The 23,267-nt window shown below is 60.3% G+C and carries 17 protein-coding genes; 16 read left to right on the top strand and 1 reads right to left on the bottom strand.

The window, feature by feature from the left end; translation table 11 throughout:
• Positions 1-22 precede the first annotated feature (22 nt).
• The 9 genes from NKH30_RS13655 (at position 23) to NKH30_RS13615 (ending at position 15,129) form a co-directional block, all read left to right on the top strand.
• The gene (locus NKH30_RS13655; protein ID WP_352980421.1) at positions 23-826 is read left to right on the top strand and encodes an enoyl-CoA hydratase-related protein; all 804 of its coding nucleotides are present in this window, start codon (positions 23-25) and stop codon (positions 824-826) included.
• 40 nt (positions 827-866) lie between these two features.
• Positions 867-2,093 carry a CaiB/BaiF CoA transferase family protein gene (locus tag NKH30_RS13650; RefSeq protein ID WP_352980422.1) on the top strand — a complete coding sequence of 409 codons (1,227 nt, stop codon included), beginning with the start codon at positions 867-869 and terminating at the stop codon, positions 2,091-2,093.
• Positions 2,094-2,163: 70 nt separating this feature from the next.
• A complete protein-coding gene (locus NKH30_RS13645; RefSeq protein WP_352995778.1) occupies positions 2,164-2,949 on the top strand; it encodes an enoyl-CoA hydratase in 786 nt (261 codons plus the stop codon).
• 75 nt (positions 2,950-3,024) lie between these two features.
• The gene (locus tag NKH30_RS13640; RefSeq protein ID WP_352980424.1) at positions 3,025-3,969 is read left to right on the top strand and encodes a 3-hydroxyacyl-CoA dehydrogenase; all 945 of its coding nucleotides are present in this window, start codon (positions 3,025-3,027) and stop codon (positions 3,967-3,969) included.
• A 2-nt stretch (positions 3,970-3,971) separates the two neighbouring features.
• Positions 3,972-4,952 carry a 3-hydroxyacyl-CoA dehydrogenase NAD-binding domain-containing protein gene (locus NKH30_RS13635; RefSeq protein ID WP_352980425.1) on the top strand — a complete coding sequence of 327 codons (981 nt, stop codon included), beginning with the start codon at positions 3,972-3,974 and terminating at the stop codon, positions 4,950-4,952.
• A gap of 98 nt (positions 4,953-5,050) precedes the next feature.
• Positions 5,051-6,694: a fatty acid--CoA ligase gene (locus NKH30_RS13630; protein ID WP_352995776.1), complete on the top strand. Its 1,644-nt coding sequence runs from the start codon at positions 5,051-5,053 to the stop codon at positions 6,692-6,694.
• A gap of 534 nt (positions 6,695-7,228) precedes the next feature.
• Entirely contained in the window at positions 7,229-11,197 is a 3,969-nt protein-coding gene (locus tag NKH30_RS13625; protein WP_352980427.1) for a PAS domain-containing protein, read from the top strand.
• A gap of 261 nt (positions 11,198-11,458) precedes the next feature.
• The gene (locus NKH30_RS13620; RefSeq protein ID WP_352980428.1) at positions 11,459-12,394 is read left to right on the top strand and encodes a sugar-binding transcriptional regulator; all 936 of its coding nucleotides are present in this window, start codon (positions 11,459-11,461) and stop codon (positions 12,392-12,394) included.
• Between the two features lie 353 nt (positions 12,395-12,747).
• Positions 12,748-15,129: a PAS domain-containing protein gene (locus NKH30_RS13615; protein ID WP_352980429.1), complete on the top strand. Its 2,382-nt coding sequence runs from the start codon at positions 12,748-12,750 to the stop codon at positions 15,127-15,129.
• Here the strand turns inward: NKH30_RS13615 and NKH30_RS13610 are convergent.
• A complete protein-coding gene (locus NKH30_RS13610; RefSeq protein ID WP_352980430.1) occupies positions 15,035-15,424 on the bottom strand; it encodes a response regulator transcription factor in 390 nt (129 codons plus the stop codon). The two genes, NKH30_RS13615 and NKH30_RS13610, sit on opposite strands and share 95 nt — an antisense overlap.
• A 346-nt stretch (positions 15,425-15,770) precedes the next feature.
• On the opposite strand from NKH30_RS13610, the gene NKH30_RS13605 reads away from it, so the two are divergent.
• The 7 genes from NKH30_RS13605 (at position 15,771) to cyoD (ending at position 23,226) form a co-directional block, all read left to right on the top strand.
• Positions 15,771-16,409: a response regulator transcription factor gene (locus NKH30_RS13605; RefSeq protein ID WP_352980431.1), complete on the top strand. Its 639-nt coding sequence runs from the start codon at positions 15,771-15,773 to the stop codon at positions 16,407-16,409.
• A 242-nt stretch (positions 16,410-16,651) separates the two neighbouring features.
• Positions 16,652-17,206 carry a helix-turn-helix domain-containing protein gene (locus NKH30_RS13600; protein WP_352980432.1) on the top strand — a complete coding sequence of 185 codons (555 nt, stop codon included), beginning with the start codon at positions 16,652-16,654 and terminating at the stop codon, positions 17,204-17,206.
• 155 nt (positions 17,207-17,361) lie between these two features.
• Entirely contained in the window at positions 17,362-19,074 is a 1,713-nt protein-coding gene (locus NKH30_RS13595; RefSeq protein WP_352995774.1) for a thiamine pyrophosphate-dependent enzyme, read from the top strand.
• 285 nt (positions 19,075-19,359) lie between these two features.
• Positions 19,360-20,253 (top strand): ubiquinol oxidase subunit II, encoded by an 894-nt coding sequence (cyoA, locus tag NKH30_RS13590; protein WP_352995772.1) that lies wholly within the window; start codon positions 19,360-19,362, stop codon positions 20,251-20,253.
• Positions 20,254-20,255: 2 nt separating this feature from the next.
• The gene (gene cyoB, locus NKH30_RS13585; protein ID WP_352995843.1) at positions 20,256-22,229 is read left to right on the top strand and encodes a cytochrome o ubiquinol oxidase subunit I; all 1,974 of its coding nucleotides are present in this window, start codon (positions 20,256-20,258) and stop codon (positions 22,227-22,229) included.
• Positions 22,226-22,840, top strand: a complete 615-nt coding sequence (cyoC, locus tag NKH30_RS13580) for a cytochrome o ubiquinol oxidase subunit III (RefSeq protein ID WP_352995770.1) — start codon at positions 22,226-22,228, stop codon at positions 22,838-22,840. Before cyoB ends, cyoC begins: the two co-directional genes overlap by 4 nt.
• Positions 22,837-23,226 carry a cytochrome o ubiquinol oxidase subunit IV gene (gene cyoD / locus NKH30_RS13575; RefSeq protein ID WP_352980436.1) on the top strand — a complete coding sequence of 130 codons (390 nt, stop codon included), beginning with the start codon at positions 22,837-22,839 and terminating at the stop codon, positions 23,224-23,226. Before cyoC ends, cyoD begins: the two co-directional genes overlap by 4 nt.
• Positions 23,227-23,267 lie beyond the last annotated feature (41 nt).

Here is a 23,267-nt window from a genome sequence, read left to right as displayed (position 1 = left end):
TTTCCTGAACAGGAGTATCATCATGGCCGTGGAAACGGCGGGCCCGGCGCTCGCAAACGTTCTCTATGAGAAGAAGGGTGCAATCGCCTATGTCACCGTCAATCGCCCGAAGGTGCTCAACGCGCTGAACACGCCGACGTGGTCGGATCTGAAAAAGGCGTTCGAGGATGCCCGCGACGATGCAGCGATACGCGGCGTCATTCTGACCGGCGCCGGCGACAAGGCGTTCATCGCGGGCGCCGACATCGGCGAGCTGGCGCAGGTATCGGCATTCGAGGCCGAGCAGTCCAGCCGCTTCGGGCAAGGAGTGCTCGACCTCATCGAAAATCTGGGCAAGCCGGTTGTCGCGGCCGTCAACGGCTTCGCTCTTGGCGGCGGCTGTGAGACGGCGATGGCGTGCACGATCAGGATCGCCGTGGAAACGGCCAGGTTCGGCCAGCCGGAAGTGGCACTGGGCTTGGTGCCTGGCGGCGGCGGAACGCAGCGACTGCCACGGCTCGTTGGCAAGGGCCGCGCCCTTCAGCTCATCCTTTCCGGCGAGATGATCACAGCGCAAGAGGCATACCGCATCGGGCTGGTCAACGAGATCGTTCCGGCTGCCGATCTGATCACGCGCGCAGAGGCGATCCTGCACAAGATCGCCGCCAACGCCCCGGTCGCCATCAGGTTCGCGCTCGAAGCGGCAAACAAGGGGATGGAGACGAGCCAGGGCGAAGGCCTGCTGCTTGAGGCCGCCTACTTCGGGCTGTGCGCCGCAACCGAGGACAAGAAGGAAGGCACGACCGCCTTCCTGGAAAAGCGTGCGCCACAGTTCCGTGGACGCTGAAGAAACCCGACGCACACGGCAATTCAGAAAGGACAGCCCTATGGCAACCGACAACATTTTCGCCGGACTGAAGGTGGTCGACTTGGCTAGCTTCATCGCGGGGCCAGCCGCCGCGGTCATCCTGTCGGACTTCGGCGCCGACGTGATCAAGGTCGAGCCGCCAACCGGCGACACGTGGCGCATTGGCTACAAGGTTCCGCCGCAACCGCGGTCAAAAGACAACTATCCCTGGCATCTCAATAATCGCAATAAGCGTGGACTATCGCTCGATCTGAAGTCGCCGCAAGCGCAGGAAGTCCTGCGGCGGCTAGTCGTGTGGGCGGATGTTCTGATCGTCAACACACCGCACCCGGCGCGCGAAAAACTGAAGCTCGGCTATGACGATGTCGCAGCATGGAACCCGCGTCTGATCTATGCGGATGTCACCGGCTATGGCGATAACGGTCCTGACGCCCAACTCCCGGGCTTCGACCTCACGGCGTACTGGGCACGAAGCGGCTTGCTGTCGCTGACGCGCGATGCCGGTGCCCCACCAACCTTCCCGGTTACCGGCAGCGGTGATCATGCGACGGCGGTCAGCCTCTATTCGGCAATCGTCACCGCGCTTTACCGGCGCGAACGCACCGGAAAGGGCTCGTACGTCACCACTTCGCTGCTCGCTGCAGGCATCTGGGCTTCCGGAGTCATGGCACAGGCAGCACTTGCCGAAGCTACGTTCTTCCCGCTGCACGATCGCGCCAACCCGCCGAACGCGACCTTGAATGTCTATCGGGCGGCTGACGACACATGGTTCCTGATCGTGCTGACGCCCGACAAATGGCCGGCTCTTTCCAATGCGATTGGCCGTCCGGATCTCTTGACGGATGCCCGTTTCGCGGACCCTGCGAAACAGGCAGCGAATTCGGGGCAGCTCACCGCGATCCTGGATCAAACCTTTGCCGCGCAGCCGATGGCGCACTGGATCGAAGTCTTCGAACACGCCCATCTGACCTTTGGCGTGGTGCAGGCACCTGCCGACGTGATCAAGGATCCGCAGCTCAGGGCAAACGACATTGTCGTGCCGCTCGAAGGCGCCGGCGGCAACCTTAACCTCACGATCGGCAGCCCGCTGCAGGTGCATGGCGTCACCAAGGCTCCGGCCCGACGCGCGCCCGAGCTAGGTGAGCATAGCGAAGAGATCCTGAAGCAGCTTGGCTTCAACACCGGCGAGATAGACAGCTTGCACGCCGGCGGCACGGTTCCGAAAGCGCCAGGACGTGCCGCCTAGAGTAAAGTACCGCAGCTGCTTGAGCTTTGCCGAGCTTAAACAGATCCTGGACGGACGGGAGTTGCAGACGATGGACGAGATAGTGACGGAACGGTCCGAAGGCATACTTCGCGTCGAATTGAACCGGCCGGAAAAGAAGAACGCGCTGACTTCGAGCATGTACGCGAAGCTCGCCGATATCTTCAATGACGCGGGCAAGGACGACAGCGTCCGCGTGGTGCTTTGGCACGGCGCGGGAGATGCTTTCAGCGCAGGCAACGATATCCAAGACTTTTTGAAGAACCCTCCAGGCGCTGGAGAATCTCCCCAGGCCCGACTGATGAACGCGCTGGCTGATTTCGGCAAGCCGATCGTTGCGGCCGTGCGCGGCGCCGCAATCGGTAGCGGAACCACCGTGCTGTTGCACTGCGATTTCGTTTATGCGGGCGAAAGCACCAGGTTTCAGATGCCTTTCATCAACCTTGCCGTGGTGCCTGAATTTGGCTCGAGCTACGCCGTTCCGGCTGCGATCGGGCACATCCGCGCGGCCGAGTTGATTCTGCTGGGATCGGCGTTCGATGCCAGGCGCGCCGCGGAGTTGGGACTGGTCACGCAGGTCGTGCTCGATGAGAACCTGCTGCCGGTGGCGAGCGAAACGGCGCGGAAGCTGGCAGCTAAACCGGCTGGTGCGCTGCAAGCGTCCAAGAGACTTCTGAAGCGTTCCTTCCGCGAACAGGTCAAGGCGGCGATGCGGGCCGAAAACGAGGCGTTCAGCGTACATGTCCGCTCCGAGGAGGCGAAGGAAGCGCTGACTGCCTTTCTGGAAAAGCGCCCGCCTGACTTCACCAAAACCAGGAAACCTGCAGCGGCCGCATAGAGCGGTTGGCTTGCGATCGAATGTGAGTGATGCCGCGCTTTGGCATCGAGGCCCCAGGCCGCGAAGGAGAAATCCATGAACGACGCTTCCGCGACGAAATCGAAATCAACATCGGGCAGCAAGGACACGGTTGGCCGACTGTTCGTTCTCGAGGCGAGTGGTGGGCGCATTCACTCGATGAATTCGGACGGCTCCAGCCCGGAGGTCATCGTCACCGGCTGTCGTGTTCCTGACGGCATCGTGGTCGATGTCGAGGCCGGCCATATCTACTGGACCAATATGGGCGTGCCCAACCTCAACGACGGCACCATCGAACGCGCCGACCTTGATGGCAGCAATCGCACGGTCATCGTCCCCAAAGGCGTCACCCACACGCCCAAGCAGATCCACCTGGAGAAGCGGACCGGCAAGCTCTACTGGTGCGACCGCGAGGGCATGCGGGTGATGCGCGCAAATCTCGACGGCACCGACATCGAGACGTTGGTCCAGACAGGCGAGGGCGAAGACGACAGCCGCGACGCCACCAAATGGTGCGTCGGCATCACGCTCGATCCCGTGCGTGGACAAATCTACTGGACGCAGAAGGGTCCGGACAATGCCGGCCTCGGCTGCATCTTTCGGGCGGGTATAGACATACCCAGGGGCGAGGACGCCGCCAGTCGCACGGACATCGAAACATGGTTCGATGAACTGCCTGAGCCGATCGACCTCGAGCTCGATCTCGAAAGCCGCTTTCTCTACTGGACGGATCGCGGCAATCCGCCGGCCGGCAACACGGTCAATCGTGCCTCGATCGATGCGCCCGCCAGAAATGGCTATGGACCTGAGCTCCTTGTCGGCGATCTGATGGAAGGCATCGGTATCGCGCTCGACGTTCCAGGCAATCGGATGTTCTTCACCGACCTCGCCGGCTCCGTTTATGTCGCACAGCTCGATGGTTCCAAGAACCGGGCGTTTCTCTTCGCCCAAGGTAACCTCACCGGCATCGCCTACGCCGAAATCCCCTCGAAGGAGAAATGACCATGGCTGGCAGCAAGCAAATCTCTCAGGTCGCCATTATCGGTACGGGTGTCATCGGCGCCAGCTGGGCGGCACAATTCCTGGCAAAGGGCCTGGATGTCGTGGCGACGGATATCGCTCCCAATGCGGAAGCGTCGTTGCGGCGCTTCGTCGAAGCGGCCTGGCCGGCGCTCGACAGGCTGGGGCTCGCTCCGGGGGCCTCGCCGATGCGGCTGGCCTTTAACGCCGACCTGCCGGAGGCCCTCAAGAGCGCCAATCTTGTCCAGGAGAACGGACCGGAGCGGATCGACTTCAAGAAGAAGCTGTACGGCCAGCTCGACGAACTGCTGCCGGCCGATGTGATCATCGCCTCGAGCTCGTCCGGCCTGACAATGAGCGAAATCCAGTCGGGGTGCCCGAACCACCCGGAACGCTGCGTGATCGCGCATCCGTTCAATCCGCCGCATCTGGTGCCATTGGTCGAGATCGTCGGCGGCGCCAAGACGTCAGAGGAGACAATCCGGCGCGCGTCAGAATTCTACACCGGTCTGGGCAAGAAAACGGTCCGCCTGCACAAGGAAGTGCCCGGGCATGTCGCCAATCGCCTGCAGGCAGCGCTTGCCCGCGAGGTGTATTATCTGGTTGGCGAAGGCGTCGTCAGCGTCGCCGACGCCGACACCGCGGTCTCCTGGGGACCGGGGCTGCGGTGGGGCATCATGGGTCAGGTTCTGCTCAACCATCTCGGCGGCGGACAGGGCGGCATGGAGCATTTCCTGCAGCAATTCACCGGTCCGATGTCGGCTTGGTGGAAGGTGCTGGGTTCGCCGGAACTGACGCCCGAGTTGCAGAAAAAGCTGATCGATGGTGTTCACGCCGAGGTGGGTTCGCGGTCGATCGACGATCTCGCCGCCGAGCGCGACGAGGTCCTGCTTGGACTTCTGGAATTGCGAAACAAGGCGAATGCGGAAGCGGCGCGGTCGAGTAAGGCCAATCGCGGCGCCTAGAACCGAGGCGGGCCAGGTGAGGCCCGCCATCATCAAGCCATTTGGCCGGCGTCCTCGCCATCGAGCGCTGACGAGCGACATATCCCGAGGACGCCGCCATGGCTGCGAGACCCGCGTGCGCCGCATATCAGTATCCGCTGCTGATCAAGCAGCTGTGGCATACGCCGCTCCTGCAGGCACCCGATCAGGAGATCGTCTATCGGGACAGGACTCGGTTTACCTACCGCCAGTTGCGCGAGCGCATCGGGCGACTGGCGTACAGTCTCGACAGGCTTGGTGTACGCGCCGGCGACACCGTCGGCGTGCTCGACTGGGACAGCAACCGGTTCCTGGAAGCCTATTTCGCGGTTCCCATGATGGGCGCGGTCTTGCAGACGGTGAACGTGCGTCTGTCGCCGGAGCAGATCGCCTACATGATCGATCATGCGGGGTCGTCGGTGCTTCTCGTCAATGACGACTTCGTCCCGGTTCTTGAAGGCATCAAGCAGCAACTGCCCAAAGTGAAGACGCTGATCCTGATGTCGGATCGAGCGGTGCCTGAGACAGGTGGGCTTTCCTTCGCCGGCGAATATGAGGAGCTGCTGCGCGGCGCTTCGCCCGACTATGCTTTCCCAGACTTCGACGAGAACAGGATTGCCACCACCTTTTATACGACGGGCACAACGGGTGCGCCGAAAGGTGTCTACTTCAGCCATCGCCAGCTGGTTCTGCATTCGCTCGCCGAAATGGCCTTCCTGGGCAGCGCTGCGAAACAAGGCCGGTTCTGCCGCGACGACGTCTACATGCCGATCACCCCGATGTTTCATGTCCACGCCTGGGGGTTTCCGTGGACGGCGACGCTGTCCGGCGTCAAGCAAGTGTATCCGGGACGCTACGATCCCGCCGTGCTCCTCAGGCTGATCAAGACCGAAGGCGTAACCTTCACGCACGGCGTGCCGACGATCCTGCAGATGCTGCTCGGCGCGGCCACGGCGGCAAACACCGATCTCGCCGGCCTGAAGATGGTGATCGGCGGATCCGAACTGCCGAAGGGGCTTGCCAGACAGGCGCTGGCGCTCGGCGTCGACGTCTATGCGGGCTACGGCATGTCGGAGAGTGCACCACTGCTTTGCCTGGCGCAGGTGAAATCCGCCGATCTGGCAGGCGGCTCCGATCAGGAGATCGATATCCGCACCAAGGCCGGCATGGCCGCGCCGCTGGTCGATATCCGTTTGCTCGATAGGGACCGCAGCGAGCTGCCGCATGACGGGAAAACGCCGGGCGAAATCGTCGTGCGCGCGCCCTGGCTCACGCAGGGCTATGTCGACAACGCCGAAGCGTCAGAGCAGTTATGGGCCGACGGCTATATGCACACCGGCGACATCGGCGTCATCGAGCCTGACGGATACGTCCGCATCGTCGACCGGATCAAGGATGTCATAAAGACCGGTGGCGAATGGGTGTCATCGCTGCAGCTCGAAGATATCCTGTCGCAGTGCCAGGGTGTGTCGGAAGCAGCCGTCATCGGCGTCAAGGACGACAAATGGGGGGAGCGACCGCTGGCGCTCGTCATCCGGGATGCTCGCATAGGCGGCGATGTCAGCGACACGCAGATAAAGGCGCATTTGAAAACCTTTGCTGATGCCGGCGTGATATCGAAATTCGGAATCCCGGACAAAATCCTGTTTGTCGATGCGCTCCCCAAGACAAGCGTTGGCAAGTTCGACAAGAAGAAGCTCAGAGAGCAATACAGGGAACACTAGGTCACAATCGTTCCCGCGGACGCCGCGGCGCGCGCCGCGCGGCACCGCAATCCGAGATAGGGAGGGCCGTTTGGGCCGCCTTGCGCGTGGCGGCAGAGTGCGCAGAAACAACCAAATCGCAGCATGCGGATGCAAGCGACAGACATCCCTCCCGGCTAAGCTTCCGCTAATATTCCGACACCGTATGGACCGTTTTTCAGGCAATCTTTCGGAAGGCTCACCACAGGCAAGCCAGCAGTGGATGAATGGTTGGCCGCATGTCGAACAAGCCCCTCATTGCAGACATATATGGATTGACGATGTGAGATCGTCTTTCTCGAACGCATTCGCTGGATTTGCCAATACCAGCTTGCAGATTGTGGCCTGGGAGGAGAGGCGAAAACTCCTGAAGCTCGCCAATCGCCCGAATGAGGCGAGGGGATAGTCCGTCTCCGGCGCAGCAGATAAGGTGACCGTGCCACCTTTGCCGGATCGTTAGCGGTCCTCTGTTACATGGTCTCCGGCAACAGGCAGGTCCGAATCTGGAGGCCGGCCATGGAGCGACCCGTGTCAAAGGACGGTGACGGAGCCGAAGCGGCTCCATTCAGCAGCGAGCAAGAGCTTCGCCTGTTGGTGGAAACGCTTCCGACGCTGGTGTGGCAAGCCGAGCCCGAGGGGAATATCGAGTACGTCAACAAGCGTGTGCTCGACTATTTTGGCGCGCCGCTGGACGAAATCACCGGCTGGGGATGGGTGGATAGAGTTCATCCGGATGACGTCGCTTTCAAGGTGAAGAATTGGCTCGCAAATCTCGAGACCAAAAGTCCTTCCGATGTGGTCTGCAGATTTCGCGGAGCCAATGGCCAGCATCGCTGGTTCAATGTGCGGGGAGCACCGCTGAAGGCCAGCGACGGCCGCGTGCTCCGCTGGTACGGCGTCCTCATCGACGTTGACGATCAAAAGAACGCAGAGGAGGCCGTTAGGGAGAGCGAATACAAGCTCCGTCAGATCTTTGAGACAGTGCCAGGACTCATCTGGTTGGCCGAACCCAACGGCAACATGTCCTATGTTAACCAGCGCATCTTGGACTATATCAGCGCGCCATTTGAAGAAACTATTGGCAGTGGTTGGGAGGCATTCATACACCCCGACGACCGTCCGGAAACGGCAAAAGTTTTCCAGCAGGCAATCCAGACCGTAACTTCCTACGAGATTGTGCACCGTCTGCGTCGGTCGGATGGCGCATATCGCTGGCACCATACCCGTGCCGAACCTATGCGAGATCAACAGGGAAACGTCATCCAGTGGTACGGCCTTTCTGTCGACATCGACGAAGCCAAACGAGCCGAAGACCGTCTGCGCCGCAGTGAAGCCTTCCTGGCTGAAGCACAGAGGCTGAGCCATACCGGTTCCACGAGCTACAACGACACCACGCTTCTCTACTGGTCGGAAGAGACTTACCACATCTTTGGGTTTGATCCGGCACGGGGTCTTCCCAGCTTCGAAGCGGCGACGCAACGGGTCCACCCCCACGACCGGGACCGGGTGGTCGCAACGGCTGAGCGCGCGTACACCGAGAAAGGAGGCTACTCGATCGAGTACAGAATCGTGCTGCCCGATGGAACGGTCAAACACCTCGACACAATCGGCCGTCCTGTTTTTTCTTCGGACGGAAGGATTGTCGAGTTTTTCTGCATAAACATGGACGTGACGGAGCGCAAGCAAGCCGAAGACCAACTGCGGCGCAGCGAAGCCTTCCTGGCTGAAGCACAGAGGCTGAGCCATACTGGCGCCTCGGCCTATACCGCGACAAAGATTCTCTATTGGTCGGAGGAGACTTACCGCATCTGGGGGTTCGATCCGGAACAAGGCATTCCGGCTCTTGGTGCTGTGACCCAACGGATTCACCCCGACGACCGTGACCGAGCGCACGCACAGCCCGTACGCGCGCTCAGCGACAAAATAGGCTACTCGCACAGCTACAGAATCGTACTGCCCGACGGAACGGTCAAACACATCGAATCGGTTGGCGAACCTGTGTTGTCCTCAAGCGGGGAGCTTGTTGTTGAAGTTGTCGCCACACAGATCGATGTTACGGAACGCAAGAGAGCCGAAGACGCCCTACGGGAAAGCGAACATAGGCTCCGTCAGATCTTCGAAACGGTACCCGGCCTGCTCTGGTCAACGGACCCCGCCGGCGAACCCACCCAACTCAATCAGCGCATGCTGGACTACACCGGCATGCTGTTCGAGGATTTCAAGCATGGCGGATGGGAGGCTTTCCTGCACCCAGACGACTCTTCCGAGACCATAAGGGCTCTCCAACAAGCAATTCAGACCGGAACGTCGTACCAGGCTGTGCACCGCCTCCGTCGAGCGGACGGCGAGTTTCGCTGGTACCATACGCGCGGCGAACCTCTACGCGACCGGCAGGGACATATTGTCCAGTGGTACGGCCTGTCTGTCGACATCGATGAAGCCAAGAAGGTCGAAGACCGGCTACGTCGCAGCGAAGCCTATCTGGCGGAAGCACAGAGGCTCAGTCACAGCGGTGTTTCGGCCTACAACGAGACGAAGATTCTCTATGGATCGGACGAGACTTTTCGCATCTGGGGGTTTGATCCGGCGGAAGGTGTTCCGAGCCGCGAAGCGGTGTTCCAACGGATCCATCCGGGTGACGTCGACCGACTGAACGAAGTGGTTCAGCGCGCGGTGATCGAGAAGAGAGGCTACTCGATCGGCTACAGGATCGTGCTGCCCGACGGAACGGTCAAACACCTCGAAACGATCGGCCAAACTGTGTTCTCACCAAGCGGGGAACTGGCTGAGATTGTCACCACACAGATCGATGTGACGGAGCGCAAGAAAGCCGAAGACCAGTTGCGGCGCAGCGAAGCCTATCTGGCGGAAGCGCAAAGGTTGAGCCACACCGGTACCTGGGCCCTTAATACGACAACGATGCAATATCTTTATTGGTCGGACGAGAGTTACCGAATCTGGGCGTTTGATCCACGGGACGGCCTTCCGAGCCGCGACGCTTTGTGGCAGCGGATCCACCCAGACGATCGAGATGGAGTGTGGGCAAGAATCCAGGAGGCGTTGCGCCACAAGGAAGATTACTCGGGCGAGTTCAGAATTGTGCTCCCCGATCGGACGGTCAAACATCTGGCGGCAACCAGCCATCACCTGTTCTCCACGATCGGAGAACTTGCCGAAGTGATCGGCACAAATGTCGATGTGACGGAACGCAAGCGCACCGAGGAGGCAGTGCGCGAGAGCGAGGCGAAATTCCGCGACTACGCCGAAAGTGCCTCCGACTGGTTTTGGGAAATCGGTCCGGACTACAGGTTTACGCTCCTGACCGACAATGCGTTTGGTGCGGACTCGGCTGATCGAATCGGCATGGCGTGCTGGGATCGCGCTCTCGATCTTGAAACCGAGCCAGAGAAATGGCGGCTTTTGCGGGCAACTCTCGATGCACGCAAATCGTTCCGTGACTTCGTATATCACTCCGCTCGCCAGAACGGCTCTTCCATCCATGTGAAGGTGACCGGCAAGCCGGTGTTTGACGCCGAGGGCGAATTCCGTGGCTATCGCGGCACCGGCACCGACGTGACAGCATTCATGCGCGCGCAGGAAGAGCATGAGAGGCTGCGCCAGCTGGAGTCGGATCTCGCGCATATGAACCGCGTGAGTGTAATGGGAGAACTGACCGCCTCGCTGGCCCACGAGATCACGCAGCCGATTGCCGCGGCGCGCAACAATGCCCGAGCTGCGATGCACTTTCTGGACAGAAATCCACCGGATCTGAGCGAAATCCGGGAAGCGCTCGCCTCTATCGTTGACGATGCCGACCGAGCCGGAGATATCATCGACCGCATCCGTGATCACATCAAGAAAGCGCCCCCGCGAAAGTCTCGTTTCGATCTGAACAAGGCGATCGACGAAGTGATTGGATTGGCGGGAAGTGCAATCACCGAGAACGGAGTCTCGGTCCGAACCCGCCTCGCGGAGGCGCTGTCTCCTGTCGAAGGGGATCGCGTTCAATTGCAGCAAGTCGTGCTGAACCTGATCTTGAACGCGGTCGAAGCCATGAGCACGCTCAAGGCCGGGCCACGGGAGTTGTCGATCAGCACCGAGCAAGCCCAGACCGGTGGAATTCTCGTATCTGTGCGCGATTCAGGTCCGGGCATCGATCCGGATAATCTCGATCGCGTTTTCCAGGCTTTCTACACCACGAAGTCAAATGGGGTAGGAATGGGACTGTCGATCTCCCAGTCGATCATCGAAGCCCACGGGGGCCGGCTGTGGGCAGACATGAATGCATCAGGTGGGGCCGCACTTAGGTTTTCCTTGCCCGTCGATGGCAAGGAGCTCACGAATTCTCATCGCCCGGTCGACAAAACTGCACAGCCTCACGAAGCCACCCTATCAGGTGCCGCTCATCAAACGGCTTACGAAGGTAGCAAACGACCCCGACGCTCAGGGCGTGGATCTGATCAAGGTCGTCGGGGTAGGCCATAACGAGGATCGTCGGAATCGCGTGACCCGCCTCGATCAAGTGTCTATGGGTTGGCGACCCGTCATCACGACATACGTGCTAACGATTCTCGAGCCTCTGATATGTGAGCATCTTGCTGCTCATACGAGCGCAAGGTACATTCGGGCGGGATTCTACGGCCGATGGTTAGTTGGAATCTTGCAGAAACGACGATTTTACGACTGACTTGGCGACGTCCAGGCGTTTCGCACTCGGTCGATCGGAATCAGGATCGAGAGATCGGAATGCCGCGCCGTCCACTTCAGCGAGTTCAGGCTTCGCTAGCCGCTCGGCTCTTCTTCGTCGAGCGGAAGACAAAATCCGAGATCGCCGATGATCTTGGCATCTCGCGTTTCAAGGTCGCTCGGCTTATCGATGCGGCGATAGAACAGAAGATCATCGAGTTCGTCATTTCCGAGCCTGAGGACTTGAATGCCAAACTCGGAGAAGCGGTCCGTCGCATCTATGGCCTCAAGGCCGTACTGGTGCTGGATGGGCCCGACCTTTCGACCAGCGCTCTGACCACACCGCTCGGCAATTTGGCCGCTTCGTTTCTCGACGAGACGCTTGTCGATGGCCAGCTTCTCGGCATTGCCTGGGGGCGGACACTGGCAGCCATGGCCAAGGCGTTGACCCATCTGCCAAAGGTAGATGTGGTACAGGTCGCCGGCACGCCTGCCGGCCTCGACACCTCGCAGACACCGGTGGAACTGGTACACCGCCTTGCCGGCTTAAGCGGCGGCATCGCGTATCCGGTCTACAGCCCGATGTGGTCTGAAGACCCCAAACTGATCCAGAGCCTGCGCAACGAACCCTCGGTGGCAAACGCCATCGGCAAATATGACAGCCTCGATGTATTGGTCATTGGGTTGGGATCCTGGATTCCCGAGGAATCTTGCCTTTCGGCCGGCTTTCCGAAGGCATGGAGAGAAAAGGCGATCGCGGCGGGCGTGCGGGCCGACGTCTGCGGTACATTGATCGCCGCGGACGGTCGCGAAGTCCCAAGCGAGCTCGACGACCGTGGTCTCAGCATCAACAGTGCACAAATACGCCATATCCCCGATGTCATCGGAATTGGCGGCGGCCTCGAAAAGGCAGACGCGATTGCGGCGGTTCTGCGCGGCCGCTGGATCAATACGCTCATTACCGACGCGGGTGTTGCGCGACGCCTAGTCAGCTAGACGCAGCAGTTTCATTCAATCCAACAGACCTCTTCCGGACGCAGCAGCTTCATCCAATCCAGTGGACCTCTTCCGACCGAAATATCGAGCCGGAATTCGGCGTCATTTTATCCGCTCAAATGAGCGATATTGAGCTCTATTGACGAATTTACAATCGATTGTTACCGTCACGTCTGCGTGGCCGTTCGCTCGACGCTATCGACAGGGCCTTCGTTCGATCAACGGGCTACTAGCGGCAGCAGGCGCAAGGTTCTGGCCACCGGCAGCGGTCTTTCAGGTTAGGTCGCAAAGCCGCCGCGCATACGCTCACGGTGTGTGCCCCCGCTTCCTACCTGCCGGCCATGGAGCGATCTATGTCAAAGCATTGCAACGGAGCCCGGGCGGCCCTTCGGGAAGGCGAATTCACGCTTCGTCAAATCATCGAAACGGTACCAGGCCTCATCTGGTCAAATGGCCCCGACGGCGAACCGACCCATGTAGGTCAGCGCCTGTTGAGTTATAGCGGCATGCGATTTGAGGAGTTCAAGCAGGGCGGTTGGGAGGCATTCGTACACCCGGATGACTATCCGGAAACCGCGAAGGCTTTCTATCACGCAATTCAGACCGGCACGGCGTACCAGGGTCTGACGCGTCTACGCCGGGCGGACGGCGAGTTTCGTTGGCATCACGCTCGTTGCGAGCCTCTGTGCGACCGGCAGGGACGCGTTGTCCAGTGGTACGGCTTGTGTGTCGATGTCGATGAATGCAAGAGGGCCGAAGATCAGCTACGCCGTAGCGAAGCCCATCTGGCCGAGGCACAGAGGCTGAGTCATACCGGAGTGTCGGTTGGCAACGAGTCGACGATTCTCTATTTTTCGGAGGAGGCTTACCGGATCTGGGGATTTGATCCGGCACTGGGTATGCCGAGCCGCGAAGCGGTGTGGCAACGGATCCATCCAGACGACCGGGACGGGGTGCGCGCGAAGGCCGAGCATTCGTTCAGCGAGAAAACAGGCTACTCGCACGGGTACAGAATCGTACTGCCCGATGGAACGGCCAAACACCTCGAATCAATCGCCCAACCCGTATTCTCGCCAAGCGGGGAGCTTGTCGAGATGATCGGCACACAGATCGATGTGACGGAAAGCAAACACGCCGAGGAGGCCCTTCGGGAAAGCGAATACAAGCTCCGTCAAATCTTCGAAACGGTACCAGGTCTCCTCTGGTCAGCGGACCCCGCCGGCGAACCGACCCAACTCAATCAACGCCTGTTGGACTATACCGGCATGCGATTTGAGGACTTCAAGCATGGCGGTTGGGAGGTCTTCCTGCATCCTGATGACATTCCAGAAACCGCAAGCGCTCTCCAGCACGCAATTCAGACCGGAACTTCGTACCAGGCTGTGAATCGTCTGCGTCGGGCAGACGGCGAGTTTCGCTGGCACCATACTCGGGGTGAGCCGCTGCGCGACCATCAGCGACGCATCGTCCAGTGGTACGGCTTGTCCGTCGACATCGATGAGGCCAAGGAGGCCGAAGAGCGGTTGCGCCGCAGCGAAGCCTATCTGGCTGAAGCGCAAAGCCTGAGTCACACCGGTTCCGCGGCGTACAACGATACAAAGATTCTCTATTGGTCGGACGAGACGTATCGAATTTTTGGGTTTGATCCGCGCAACGGTCTCCCGAGCCGCGAAGCCGTTGAGCGAAGGATACATCCCGATGATCTGGAACGGGCGCGCGAAAAGGCCCTGCGAGCGGTGCGGCAGAAGAAAAACTATGAACTCCAGTACAGAATCGCACTGCCGGCAGGACTCATCAAATATATCGAATCGACCTCCTATCCCAAGTTCTCGGCAAGTGGAGACCTTGTGGAGGTTGTCAGCACACTCCTCGACGTGACCGAACGCAAGCACGCCCAGGAGGAGCATGAGAGGCTGAGTCAGCTGGAGGCGAATCTAGCGCACATGAATCGCCTGAGCATGATGGGAGAACTGGCCGCCTCACTGGCCCACGAAATCACGCAACCGATTGCCGCCGCCCGCAACAACGCCCGTGCGGCGATGCATTTTCTGGACAGACATCCGTCGGATCTGGACGAAATCCGAGAAGCGCTCGCCTCTGTCGTCAGCGATTCCGACCGAGCCGGGGATATCATTGACCGCATACGTGACCACATCAAGAAAGCGCCGCCGCGAAAGTCTCGTTTCGACCTGAACGGGGCGATAGATGAAGTGATCGGGTTGGCGCAGGGCGCGATCAACACGAACGGAGTCTCGGTCCGTACTCTTCTGACGGAGGCGCTGGCTGACGTCCAGGGGGATCGTGTTCAGCTGCAACAGGTCGTGCTGAATCTGATCCTGAACGCGGTCGAAGCCATGAGCACAATCGAGGCAGGGCCCCGGGAGTTGTTAATCAGCACTGACCAAGCCCAGACCGGTGGAGTTTTTGTGTCGGTGCGCGATTCAGGGCCTGGCATTGATGCCGACCACATTGATCGTATTTTCGACGCTTTCTACACGACGAAGTCGAGCGGCGTAGGGATGGGACTGTCGATCTGCCGGTCGATCATCGATGCCCACGGTGGCCGGCTGTGGGCAGACAAGAACGCATCAGGTGGGGCCATGCTTCGGTTCTCCTTGCCCAGCCCAGACAAGGAACCCACTATTTCTCGTCACCCGGACGACCGAACTGGAGAGCCTGACGGAGATTCCGTATCAGATGCCGCTCATCAAACGGCTTACGAAGGTAACAAATAACGCCGTCGTTCATCGCGCGGGCCTGGTCAAGGTCATCGGGGTAGGCCGTAATGAGGATCGTCGGGATCGCGTAACCAGCCTCGATCAAGTGGTTATGGAGTTCGAGCCCTGTCATTGCCGGCATATTGACGTCAGCGATCAGGCAGGCGGTTTTGCCGAGGCAAGGCGACGCGAGGAAATCGGCTGCCGAAGGGAAGATCGCAACGTCGTAACCGAGCGATCTCATGAGCCTTTTCATGGATTCGCGAAAGAACTGGTCGTCTTCGACGACCGAGACCAACGACACTACCGGCATAGGTGTGCTCCGGAATGCGCAGGAATTGCGGTGCGGCGCCCCGACAACGCCCCCGCACCCCCCATGCGATGGGTCAGCCTGCGCCCAAGAGTGAGGCAGGAGCAATACTGGTGTTCGTAAACTTTGGCTTATGCCGGGACGCAAATTCCGCCGCCGTATGGCGGGATGCCCGTCAAGCGGATCGCGGCGCGCATAAACTTTCGTTTACGCCCGCGCACACGTCGGAGGGAAAATGAGACTGTTCATGGCCATCGGTCGGGACTAAGTTTGCAGCGGAGGAGCCACGCGAACCTTGCAAGCCGAGACAAAGGCTCATTTGCACGCCCTTTGATCGTGAGCAGCAGTGATGTCGGATGCGAACGCTACCATCCTGGTCATCGACGATGATGCGGCCCTGCGAGCCTCGATCGGTCGTTTGTTGCGATCGCTCGACCTGGAGGCCCGGCTGTTTGCCTCAATCCCGGAGTTTCTCAAGGCGGATCCGCCGAACGGTCCTACTTGCCTGGTGCTCGACGTCAGATTGCCGGGACGAAGCGGCCTTGATCTTCAACGCCAGCTCGCGATGGCGAACCGGGAGATCCCGATCATCTTCATCACCGGCCATGGCGACATCGCCATGTCGGTGCAGGCGATGAAGGGCGGCGCCATTGAGTTCCTGACAAAGCCGTTTCGCGATCAGGAACTCCTCGATGCCATCCAGCTCGGTCTCGCTCGCGATCGTGCCCGGCGGGAGAATGAAGAAGGTCTGGTCGTCCTCAGGGAGCGGTTCGCGTCGCTGAGTCCCAGGGAGCGCGAGATCATGATCGAGGTCGCGCGCGGTCGACTCAGCAAACAGATTGCCGGCGATATCGGCATCGCCGAAGCCACTGTGAAGGTGCACCGCAGCCGGCTGATGCGAAAGATGAAGGCCAACTCGCTTCTCGCACTCAGCCGAATGGCGGAAAAGCTGCAACTGGTTCCCGACCAGGAACCGCAATACTCCTGAAGCGAAGCCGCATCGACCGGGGTGGCTCCAACGATATTTGGTCTGCGGTTATTCCCGGTGTAAGCCAAAGTTCAGTCCAGTGAGACCATGACGCTATTGCGCGCCACCCGCGTGCAATAGATCGCCGCATTGCGGACCGTCAAACTGCCCGTCACCACGGAAAGTTCCATGCTCCGGCCCTCCTTGAGAGGCGGCGCATGACGTTCGGCCCGGCTGGTACCGATGTTTGTTGAGGGTTCGATATGGACAGGCAATACAGCGAGGCTGCAGATGTTTCATCTCAAATCGATCTTGAGTTTGGCTCGCTGGCGAACAGCCTCGTGTTGCTGCTTGAAGCAGCCCAAAGCGAACTCGAGCATGACCAGGATGCCGCAAGGACCTCGTTGGCTGCGGCGTCATCCATCCTCCAGTTGGAGATCGAGCGCCGTTCTGGCGTCAACAGTTCCAGAACGGGTGGATTGGCGGGTTGGCAGATCGCCCGGGTCCGTTCCTTCATCGACCGGAACCTGCATCGAACGATCCATGCGAGTGATCTCAGCGAGGTTGCGCGGCGGAGTACAGCCCACTTCTCACGCTCGTTCAAACAGGCATTCGGAGAACCGCCGCATGCCTACATCGTGAGGCGGCGACTTGAGGAGGCCTGTCACCTGATGCTGACCAGCGCAGCTTCGCTGAGCGAGATCGCTTTGAGCGTCGGATTTTCCGACCAGGCGCATTTGTCCAAGCTTTTCAGGCATGCCTTTGGCGAAAGCCCCGCCAACTGGCGGCGCGAACGCGAGACCCTGTGGCGCCGCTGACTGCATCAGCCCGACAGACCCCTGTTGCTGCGCTTAAAAGCAACTGCGGACCACCGCAGCAATCCGCTCCAAATCCTCGCAGTTCCAACCAAGATCGGCCATCGGGGACGCCGCATATTGAGGGCTCAAAAGGGTCTTAACAGGTGCTAGGCGGCATGAGCAGGCAGGTAGCAGACATCATCGTTGAAACGCTGCAGAACGCAGGCGTCGAACATTGTTACGGCGTCGTCGGCGACACGCTCAATCTGATCGCGCGTTCGCTCGAGCGAAGCAAGATCGGGTGGGTGTCGGTGAGGCACGAGGAGGCCGGCGCTTTCGCCGCGCAGGCCGAAGCACAGCTGACGGGTCATTTGACGGCCGTCGCCGGAAGTTGCGGCCCGGGCAGCCTGCATTTCATCAACGGGATTTTTGAAGCGAACCGAAACCGCGCGCCCGTCATTCTCATTGCAAGCCAGATTGTCCGCGACGAACTGGGCTTCGACTTCATCCAGGAGGTCGATTTCAAACAGATCTACCAGAGCTGCAGTGTCTTCTGCGACATGATCCATACGCCGGACCAGGCGCGACGCAAAACCGTCATCGCCTGCCAGACCGCCTTGTCGAAGCGGGGTGTCGCCGTTCTCATCGTGCCGGCCGACGTTTCCGCCTCGACAGTGGCCGACGACATTCCCTATGCAGTTCACGTTTCAGCGCCCATTGTTCGTCCCAGCGAAGCCGATCTCGATGAGATCGCAGGGATACTCAACAGCAGCGGCAACCTTGCCATCTATGGCGGAGCCGGCTGCCAAGGCGCGCATCAGGAAATCCTGGCCGTTGCCGAGAGGCTGAAGGCCCCGATCGCTCATACCTCGCGCGGCAAGGACTTTCTCGAGTTCGACAATCCCTACAATATCGGCATGACCGGCATGCTCGGCAACGAGGCCGCCTATCACGTCCTGCTCGACTGCGACACGCTGCTGCTTCTGGGCGCCGATTTTGCCTGGCGGCAGTTCTATCCCGACAAGGCGAGGATCATTCAGGTCGATATCGACCCGACGCATCTCGGGCGACGGCATCCAGTCACAAAGGGCGTTGTCGGCGACGTCAAGGCAACCCTGGAAGCATTGCTGCCGAAGCTGGTCGAGCGCACCGACGCCTCCTTCCGCGACCAATACGTTCGGCGCTATGCCAAAGCCAGACAATCGGAAAAGACGAAGGCCGTGGCTGGTCGTGACGGCTGCATTCCCGGAACCTATTTGACCGAAGCGATCAACCGCCACGCAGCGAAAGACGCGGTTTTTTCGGCGGACGACGGCACACCGGCCGCCTGGCTTGTCCGCTACATCGAAACCAATGGTCAGCGCCGCACGTTTGCCAGTCTGCTGCACGGAAGCATGGCTGGCGGCATGCCGTCGGCCATTGGGCTGCAGAAGTCTCAGCCAGGCCGCCAGGTTATCTGTCTGGCCGGTGATGGAGGGCTCTCCATGCTCTTCGGCGACCTGATGACCGTGGTCCAGGAGCAACTGCCGATCAAGATTGCGGTGTATGACAATGGCAAGCTCGGCTTCGTGGAAATCGAGCAGAAGGCCGAGGGCATGCTCGATACGTTCACGCGGCTGAAAAACCCAAACTTTGGCGACGTTGCACGAGCGCTCGGTCTTTGGGGCCAAACGGTTTCCAAGGCGGACGACCTCGAGGCAGGCGTCAAAGGCTGGCTTGCGCAACCGGGGCCTGCTCTGCTGCACGTGCATGTCAGCCCATTGCAGCTGGTCATGCCACCCTTCATGGCAGCGGCGCCGGCAGTCGGCATGGCACTCTATTCGGCGCGCGCCGTTTTGCACGGTCGCGGAGGGGACGTCTGGGAAATGGTGAGGGAAAACTTCCTTTAACCTGCCGCCGATCTGTTTCGCAGCAAAGACGGTTCCGCGACTGTGGACTGGGATTTTCGCAGCCCGGCGGTTCACGGAACCGCGCTTAAAGCTCAGCGTTTCATTCCACAAATCGTCACTGCACCGAATGGCATGCGCGCGTCGAAAGCTCATCGGCGAGGCAACCGAAGTGATGCGCCTGTCTCGCTGATGAGCACTTCTATGAGCATGATCGGCCCCGGCTGAGCAGCACCGTACAAGCATAATTGTTTTGGCAGATGCAAATTTGAGGGATGGACGCTGATCATGAGGAGACCCGACATGCGGCTAAGGCTGCTGACTACCACCTTGATCGGCCTGGTAATCCTTGCAGGCTGTTCGGAGGGCGTTCTCAGTCCTCAAGGACCTGTCGCTTCCGCCGAGCGTCAGATTCTGTTCAACTCCCTCGGCATCATGCTGGCAATCGTGATCCCCACGATCCTCGCCACGCTGGGTGTCGCTTTCTGGTTTCGTTCGTCGAACGGGCGCGCTCGCTACAGGCCCGATTTCGAGTATTCAGGCCGTCTCGAGTTGCTCGTCTGGTCGATCCCCGCCATGACAGTGCTGCTGGTTGGCGGCGTTGCCTGGGTCGGTGCGCATGACCTCGACCCGCGCAAGCCGATTGCCTCCACGGTCAACCCTGTCAGGGTCCAGGTGGTCTCGCTCGACTGGAAATGGCTGTTCATCTATCCGGACCAGGGCATCGCAAGCGTCAATCGATTGACCATCCCCGTTGGTACCCCGGTCAGCTTCGAATTGACGTCGTCAGGCGTGATGAACAGCTTCTTCGTACCGCAGCTCGGCAGCCAGATCTACGCCATGGCCGGCATGGTGACGCACCTTCAACTGCTGGCCGATCACGCCGGACGGTACCGTGGGTTGTCTGCCCAGTATAGCGGCGAGGGATTCGCCGACATGCGATTTGCCGTCGACGCTGTGCCGGCTGCGGCTTTCACGCAGTGGGTGAATACGACGCACGACGCCGGACCGATGCTCGACGCGCAGGCCTATGCCGAACTCGCCAGGCCAAGCGAGTCGATAGCGCCGTTCACCTATGGAGACGTCGCTCCTGACCTGTTCAACCACGTGCAGAGCCTCGCAATGCAGCCGAATGATCCCCCGCGGCTCGCAGACCTGGCGTCACAAAGGACAAATAAATGAACCTGCTCGGCAAGCTCGACTGGAGCGCCATCCCGTTCGACCAACCGATCATCATGGGGGCAGGGGCCTTCATGGTCCTGGCCGTAGTCGGCCTCCTGTCCTGGGTCACGCTGAAAGGATATGTGCCGTATCTCTGGCGTGAATGGATCACCTCTGTCGACCACAAGCGGATCGGCGTCATGTATTTCCTGCTGGCGCTGGTCATGCTGCTGCGCGGCTTTTCCGATGCCATCATGATGCGGGCGCAACAGGCCGTCGCTGCCGGCGGCGCACATGGATATCTGCCGCCGGAGCATTTCGATCAGGTCTTCTCGGCGCACGGCACCATCATGATCTTCTTCGTGGCGATGCCGTTCGTCATCGGCCTGATGAACTTCGTCCTGCCGCTGCAACTTGGCGTGCGCGACGTCGCCTTCCCGACGTTGAACTCGGTCAGCTTCTGGCTGACGGCCTCGGGGGTGCTGCTGATCAACATCTCTCTGGTCGTCGGTGAGTTCGCCAAGACGGGATGGATCGCTTATCCGCCGCTCAGCGAGCTGCAATTCTCCCCAGGTGTGGGCGTCGATTACTATCTGTGGTCGCTGCAGATCTCCGGCGTCGGCACGCTCCTGACGGGAATCAATTTCGTCACCACGATCCTGAAATTGCGGGCGCCGGGAATGGGCTATATGCGCATGCCCGTCTTCTGCTGGACGTCGCTTGCCGCCAATTTGCTTATCGTCGCTGCCTTCCCGGTCCTGACCGCCACCCTGGGGATGCTGCTGCTCGACCGCTATCTCGGCTTTCATTTCTTCACGGTCGACGGGCAGGGCAACGCGATGATGTACGTCAACCTGTTCTGGGTCTGGGGCCATCCGGAAGTCTACATCCTGATCCTTCCGCCATTCGGCATTTTTTCCGAGGTCGTCGCAACCTTCTCGGGCAAGCCGCTGTTCGGCTACCGCTCCATGGTGGCCGCGACGATGGCGATCTGCGTCCTCTCTTTCCTCGTCTGGCTGCACCATTTTTTCACCATGGGCGCCAGCGCCGACGTCAACGGCTTCTTCGGCGTCATGACCATGATCATCGCCGTGCCGACAGGCGTGAAGGTCTTCAACTGGCTGTTCACCATGTATGGCGGGCGCGTCCGCTTCGAAGTGCCGATCCTGTGGTCGATCGGATTTATGGTGACCTTCGTCATCGGCGGCATGACCGGCGTGCTGATGGCTGTGCCGCCAGCCGATTTCCAGCTGCACAACAGCCTTTTCCTGGTTGCCCACTTCCACAACGTCATCATCGGCGGCGTCGTGTTCGGCGTTATGGCGGGCTATAACTACTGGTTCCCCAAGGCATTCGGCTTCAAGCTCGACGAGCGCTGGGGCAGGGCATCGTTCTGGTGCTGGCTGATCGGCTTCTACGTCGCCTTCATGCCACTCTACGTTCTCGGCCTGATGGGCATGACCCGGCGCATGCAACACTACGACAATGTCGCCTGGCAGCCATGGCTGGTGGTGGCGGCGATCGGCACCGTCATCATTCTGGGCGGCATCCTCTGCCAGATCGTTCAGCTGGTTGTTTCGATCCGCGACCGCGACAGGCTTCGCGTGACCGGAGATCCGTGGAACGGCCGCACGCTGGAGTGGTCCACGGCGTCGCCCCCGCCGGCGTGGAATTTTGCGATCCTGCCGCAAGTGGCCGAGCGCGACAGCTTCTGGGTCGCCAAGCAGCGAGCCAGCACACAGCACGCGCAGCCGGCGCGCCAGTACGAGGCGATCGACGTGCCGAAGAACAGTCCGGTCGGGTTCGTCAACGCCTTCTTTGCCGTCGTCATCGGTTTTGCCTTGATCTGGCACATCTGGTGGATGGCCGGGCTCGGCCTGATCGGCGCGTTTTTGGCGATCCTCGTCTTCGCCTTCCGCGACGGGGACGAAACCGAGGTGCTGGCAGAGCAAATCGCGGAGTTCGATCGGCTTCACCAGGCGGGGGTCGCGATATGAACGTCACTGTTGCTGTTGAGTCTGGCGAAGCGCTGCACAGCGCACCGGCGCCGAAGCGGATTGTCGTTGCCTACGGCTTCTGGATCTTCCTGCTGAGCGACATCGTGATGTTCTCCGCGCTGTTTGCCAGCTACGCCGTGCTCCAGCATGCCAATGCGGGCGGTCCAGCCGGTGCCCAGCTGTTCAATCAGTCGAGGGTAGCCATCGAAACGGCGTGTCTTCTAGCCTCGAGCTACACATGCGGGCTGATGAGCCTGGCGGTCAAGGCGAGGCGACGTTTCGCTACATATCTGGGTGCCTTGCTCACATTCGTGCTCGGTGCCGCGTTCCTCTCCCTCGAGATCCGCGAGTTCGCCGACATGATCGCGCAAGGTGCCGGCCCGCAACGCAGTGCCTTCCTCTCGGCTTTCTTCGCCCTTGTCGGCTGCCACGGGCTGCACGTGACCGCCGGCTTGATCTGGCTGGCGGTGATGATGGGGCAGGTCGCATCGAAGGGGTTTCGGCCTGCCGTCCAGCGCCGGCTGCAGTGCTTCTCGCTGTTCTGGCACGCGCTCGACATCGTCTGGGTCGGGCTGTTCACGGTCGTCTATCTGATGGGAGTGACCCAATGACTGAAGCACGCTTCGATCGCGCCCCCGGCGACCAGTCGATTGCGACCGAGCAGGAAGCGGCGTCCTCCGGAATCCTCGTCTACAGCATCGGCCTGCTGTTCGCCGTGATCCTCACCGCGATCTCGTTCTGGGTCGCCAGTACCTCGCTCATCTGGGCACCGGGTATCCCACTTGGGCTTGCGGTTCTCGCCATTGCCCAGATGGGCATCCATCTGGTGTTTTTCCTCCACATCACAACCGGCCCGGACAACACCAACAACGTGCTGGCGCTCGCATTTGGCGTACTCATCGTCCTGCTGGTGATGGCTGGTTCCCTCGTGATCATGACCAATCTGAACGGCAGCATGATGCCTGCCGACGTCATGGATATGCAGATGCACTACTGATCCACTTGCCCGAGCGGGCCTTGAATTGAAGGCGGGCCTTC

It is taken from the genome of Mesorhizobium sp. M1273, from assembly GCF_040318195.1.
Lineage (GTDB): Bacteria > Pseudomonadota > Alphaproteobacteria > Rhizobiales > Rhizobiaceae > Mesorhizobium.
Note: the sequence above shows the minus strand (reverse complement) of the source record. Positions and strands in the feature narration are given on the sequence as shown.

Excerpts from the sequence above, each read along its gene's own strand:
- NKH30_RS13655 (WP_352980421.1), top strand. The coding sequence starts at position 23 with ATGGCCGTGGAAACGGCGGGCCCGGCGCTCGCAAACGTTCTCTATGAG.
- NKH30_RS13650 (WP_352980422.1), top strand. The coding sequence starts at position 867 with ATGGCAACCGACAACATTTTCGCCGGACTGAAGGTGGTCGACTTGGCT.
- NKH30_RS13645 (WP_352995778.1), top strand. The coding sequence starts at position 2,164 with ATGGACGAGATAGTGACGGAACGGTCCGAAGGCATACTTCGCGTCGAA.
- NKH30_RS13640 (WP_352980424.1), top strand. The coding sequence starts at position 3,025 with ATGAACGACGCTTCCGCGACGAAATCGAAATCAACATCGGGCAGCAAG.
- NKH30_RS13635 (WP_352980425.1), top strand. The coding sequence starts at position 3,972 with ATGGCTGGCAGCAAGCAAATCTCTCAGGTCGCCATTATCGGTACGGGT.
- NKH30_RS13630 (WP_352995776.1), top strand. The coding sequence starts at position 5,051 with ATGGCTGCGAGACCCGCGTGCGCCGCATATCAGTATCCGCTGCTGATC.
- NKH30_RS13625 (WP_352980427.1), top strand. The coding sequence starts at position 7,229 with ATGGAGCGACCCGTGTCAAAGGACGGTGACGGAGCCGAAGCGGCTCCA.
- NKH30_RS13620 (WP_352980428.1), top strand. The coding sequence starts at position 11,459 with ATGCCGCGCCGTCCACTTCAGCGAGTTCAGGCTTCGCTAGCCGCTCGG.
- NKH30_RS13615 (WP_352980429.1), top strand. The coding sequence starts at position 12,748 with ATGTCAAAGCATTGCAACGGAGCCCGGGCGGCCCTTCGGGAAGGCGAA.
- NKH30_RS13610 (WP_352980430.1), bottom strand. The coding sequence starts at position 15,424 with ATGCCGGTAGTGTCGTTGGTCTCGGTCGTCGAAGACGACCAGTTCTTT.
- NKH30_RS13605 (WP_352980431.1), top strand. The coding sequence starts at position 15,771 with ATGTCGGATGCGAACGCTACCATCCTGGTCATCGACGATGATGCGGCC.
- NKH30_RS13600 (WP_352980432.1), top strand. The coding sequence starts at position 16,652 with ATGGACAGGCAATACAGCGAGGCTGCAGATGTTTCATCTCAAATCGAT.
- NKH30_RS13595 (WP_352995774.1), top strand. The coding sequence starts at position 17,362 with ATGAGCAGGCAGGTAGCAGACATCATCGTTGAAACGCTGCAGAACGCA.
- cyoA (WP_352995772.1), top strand. The coding sequence starts at position 19,360 with ATGAGGAGACCCGACATGCGGCTAAGGCTGCTGACTACCACCTTGATC.
- cyoC (WP_352995770.1), top strand. The coding sequence starts at position 22,226 with ATGAACGTCACTGTTGCTGTTGAGTCTGGCGAAGCGCTGCACAGCGCA.
- cyoD (WP_352980436.1), top strand. The coding sequence starts at position 22,837 with ATGACTGAAGCACGCTTCGATCGCGCCCCCGGCGACCAGTCGATTGCG.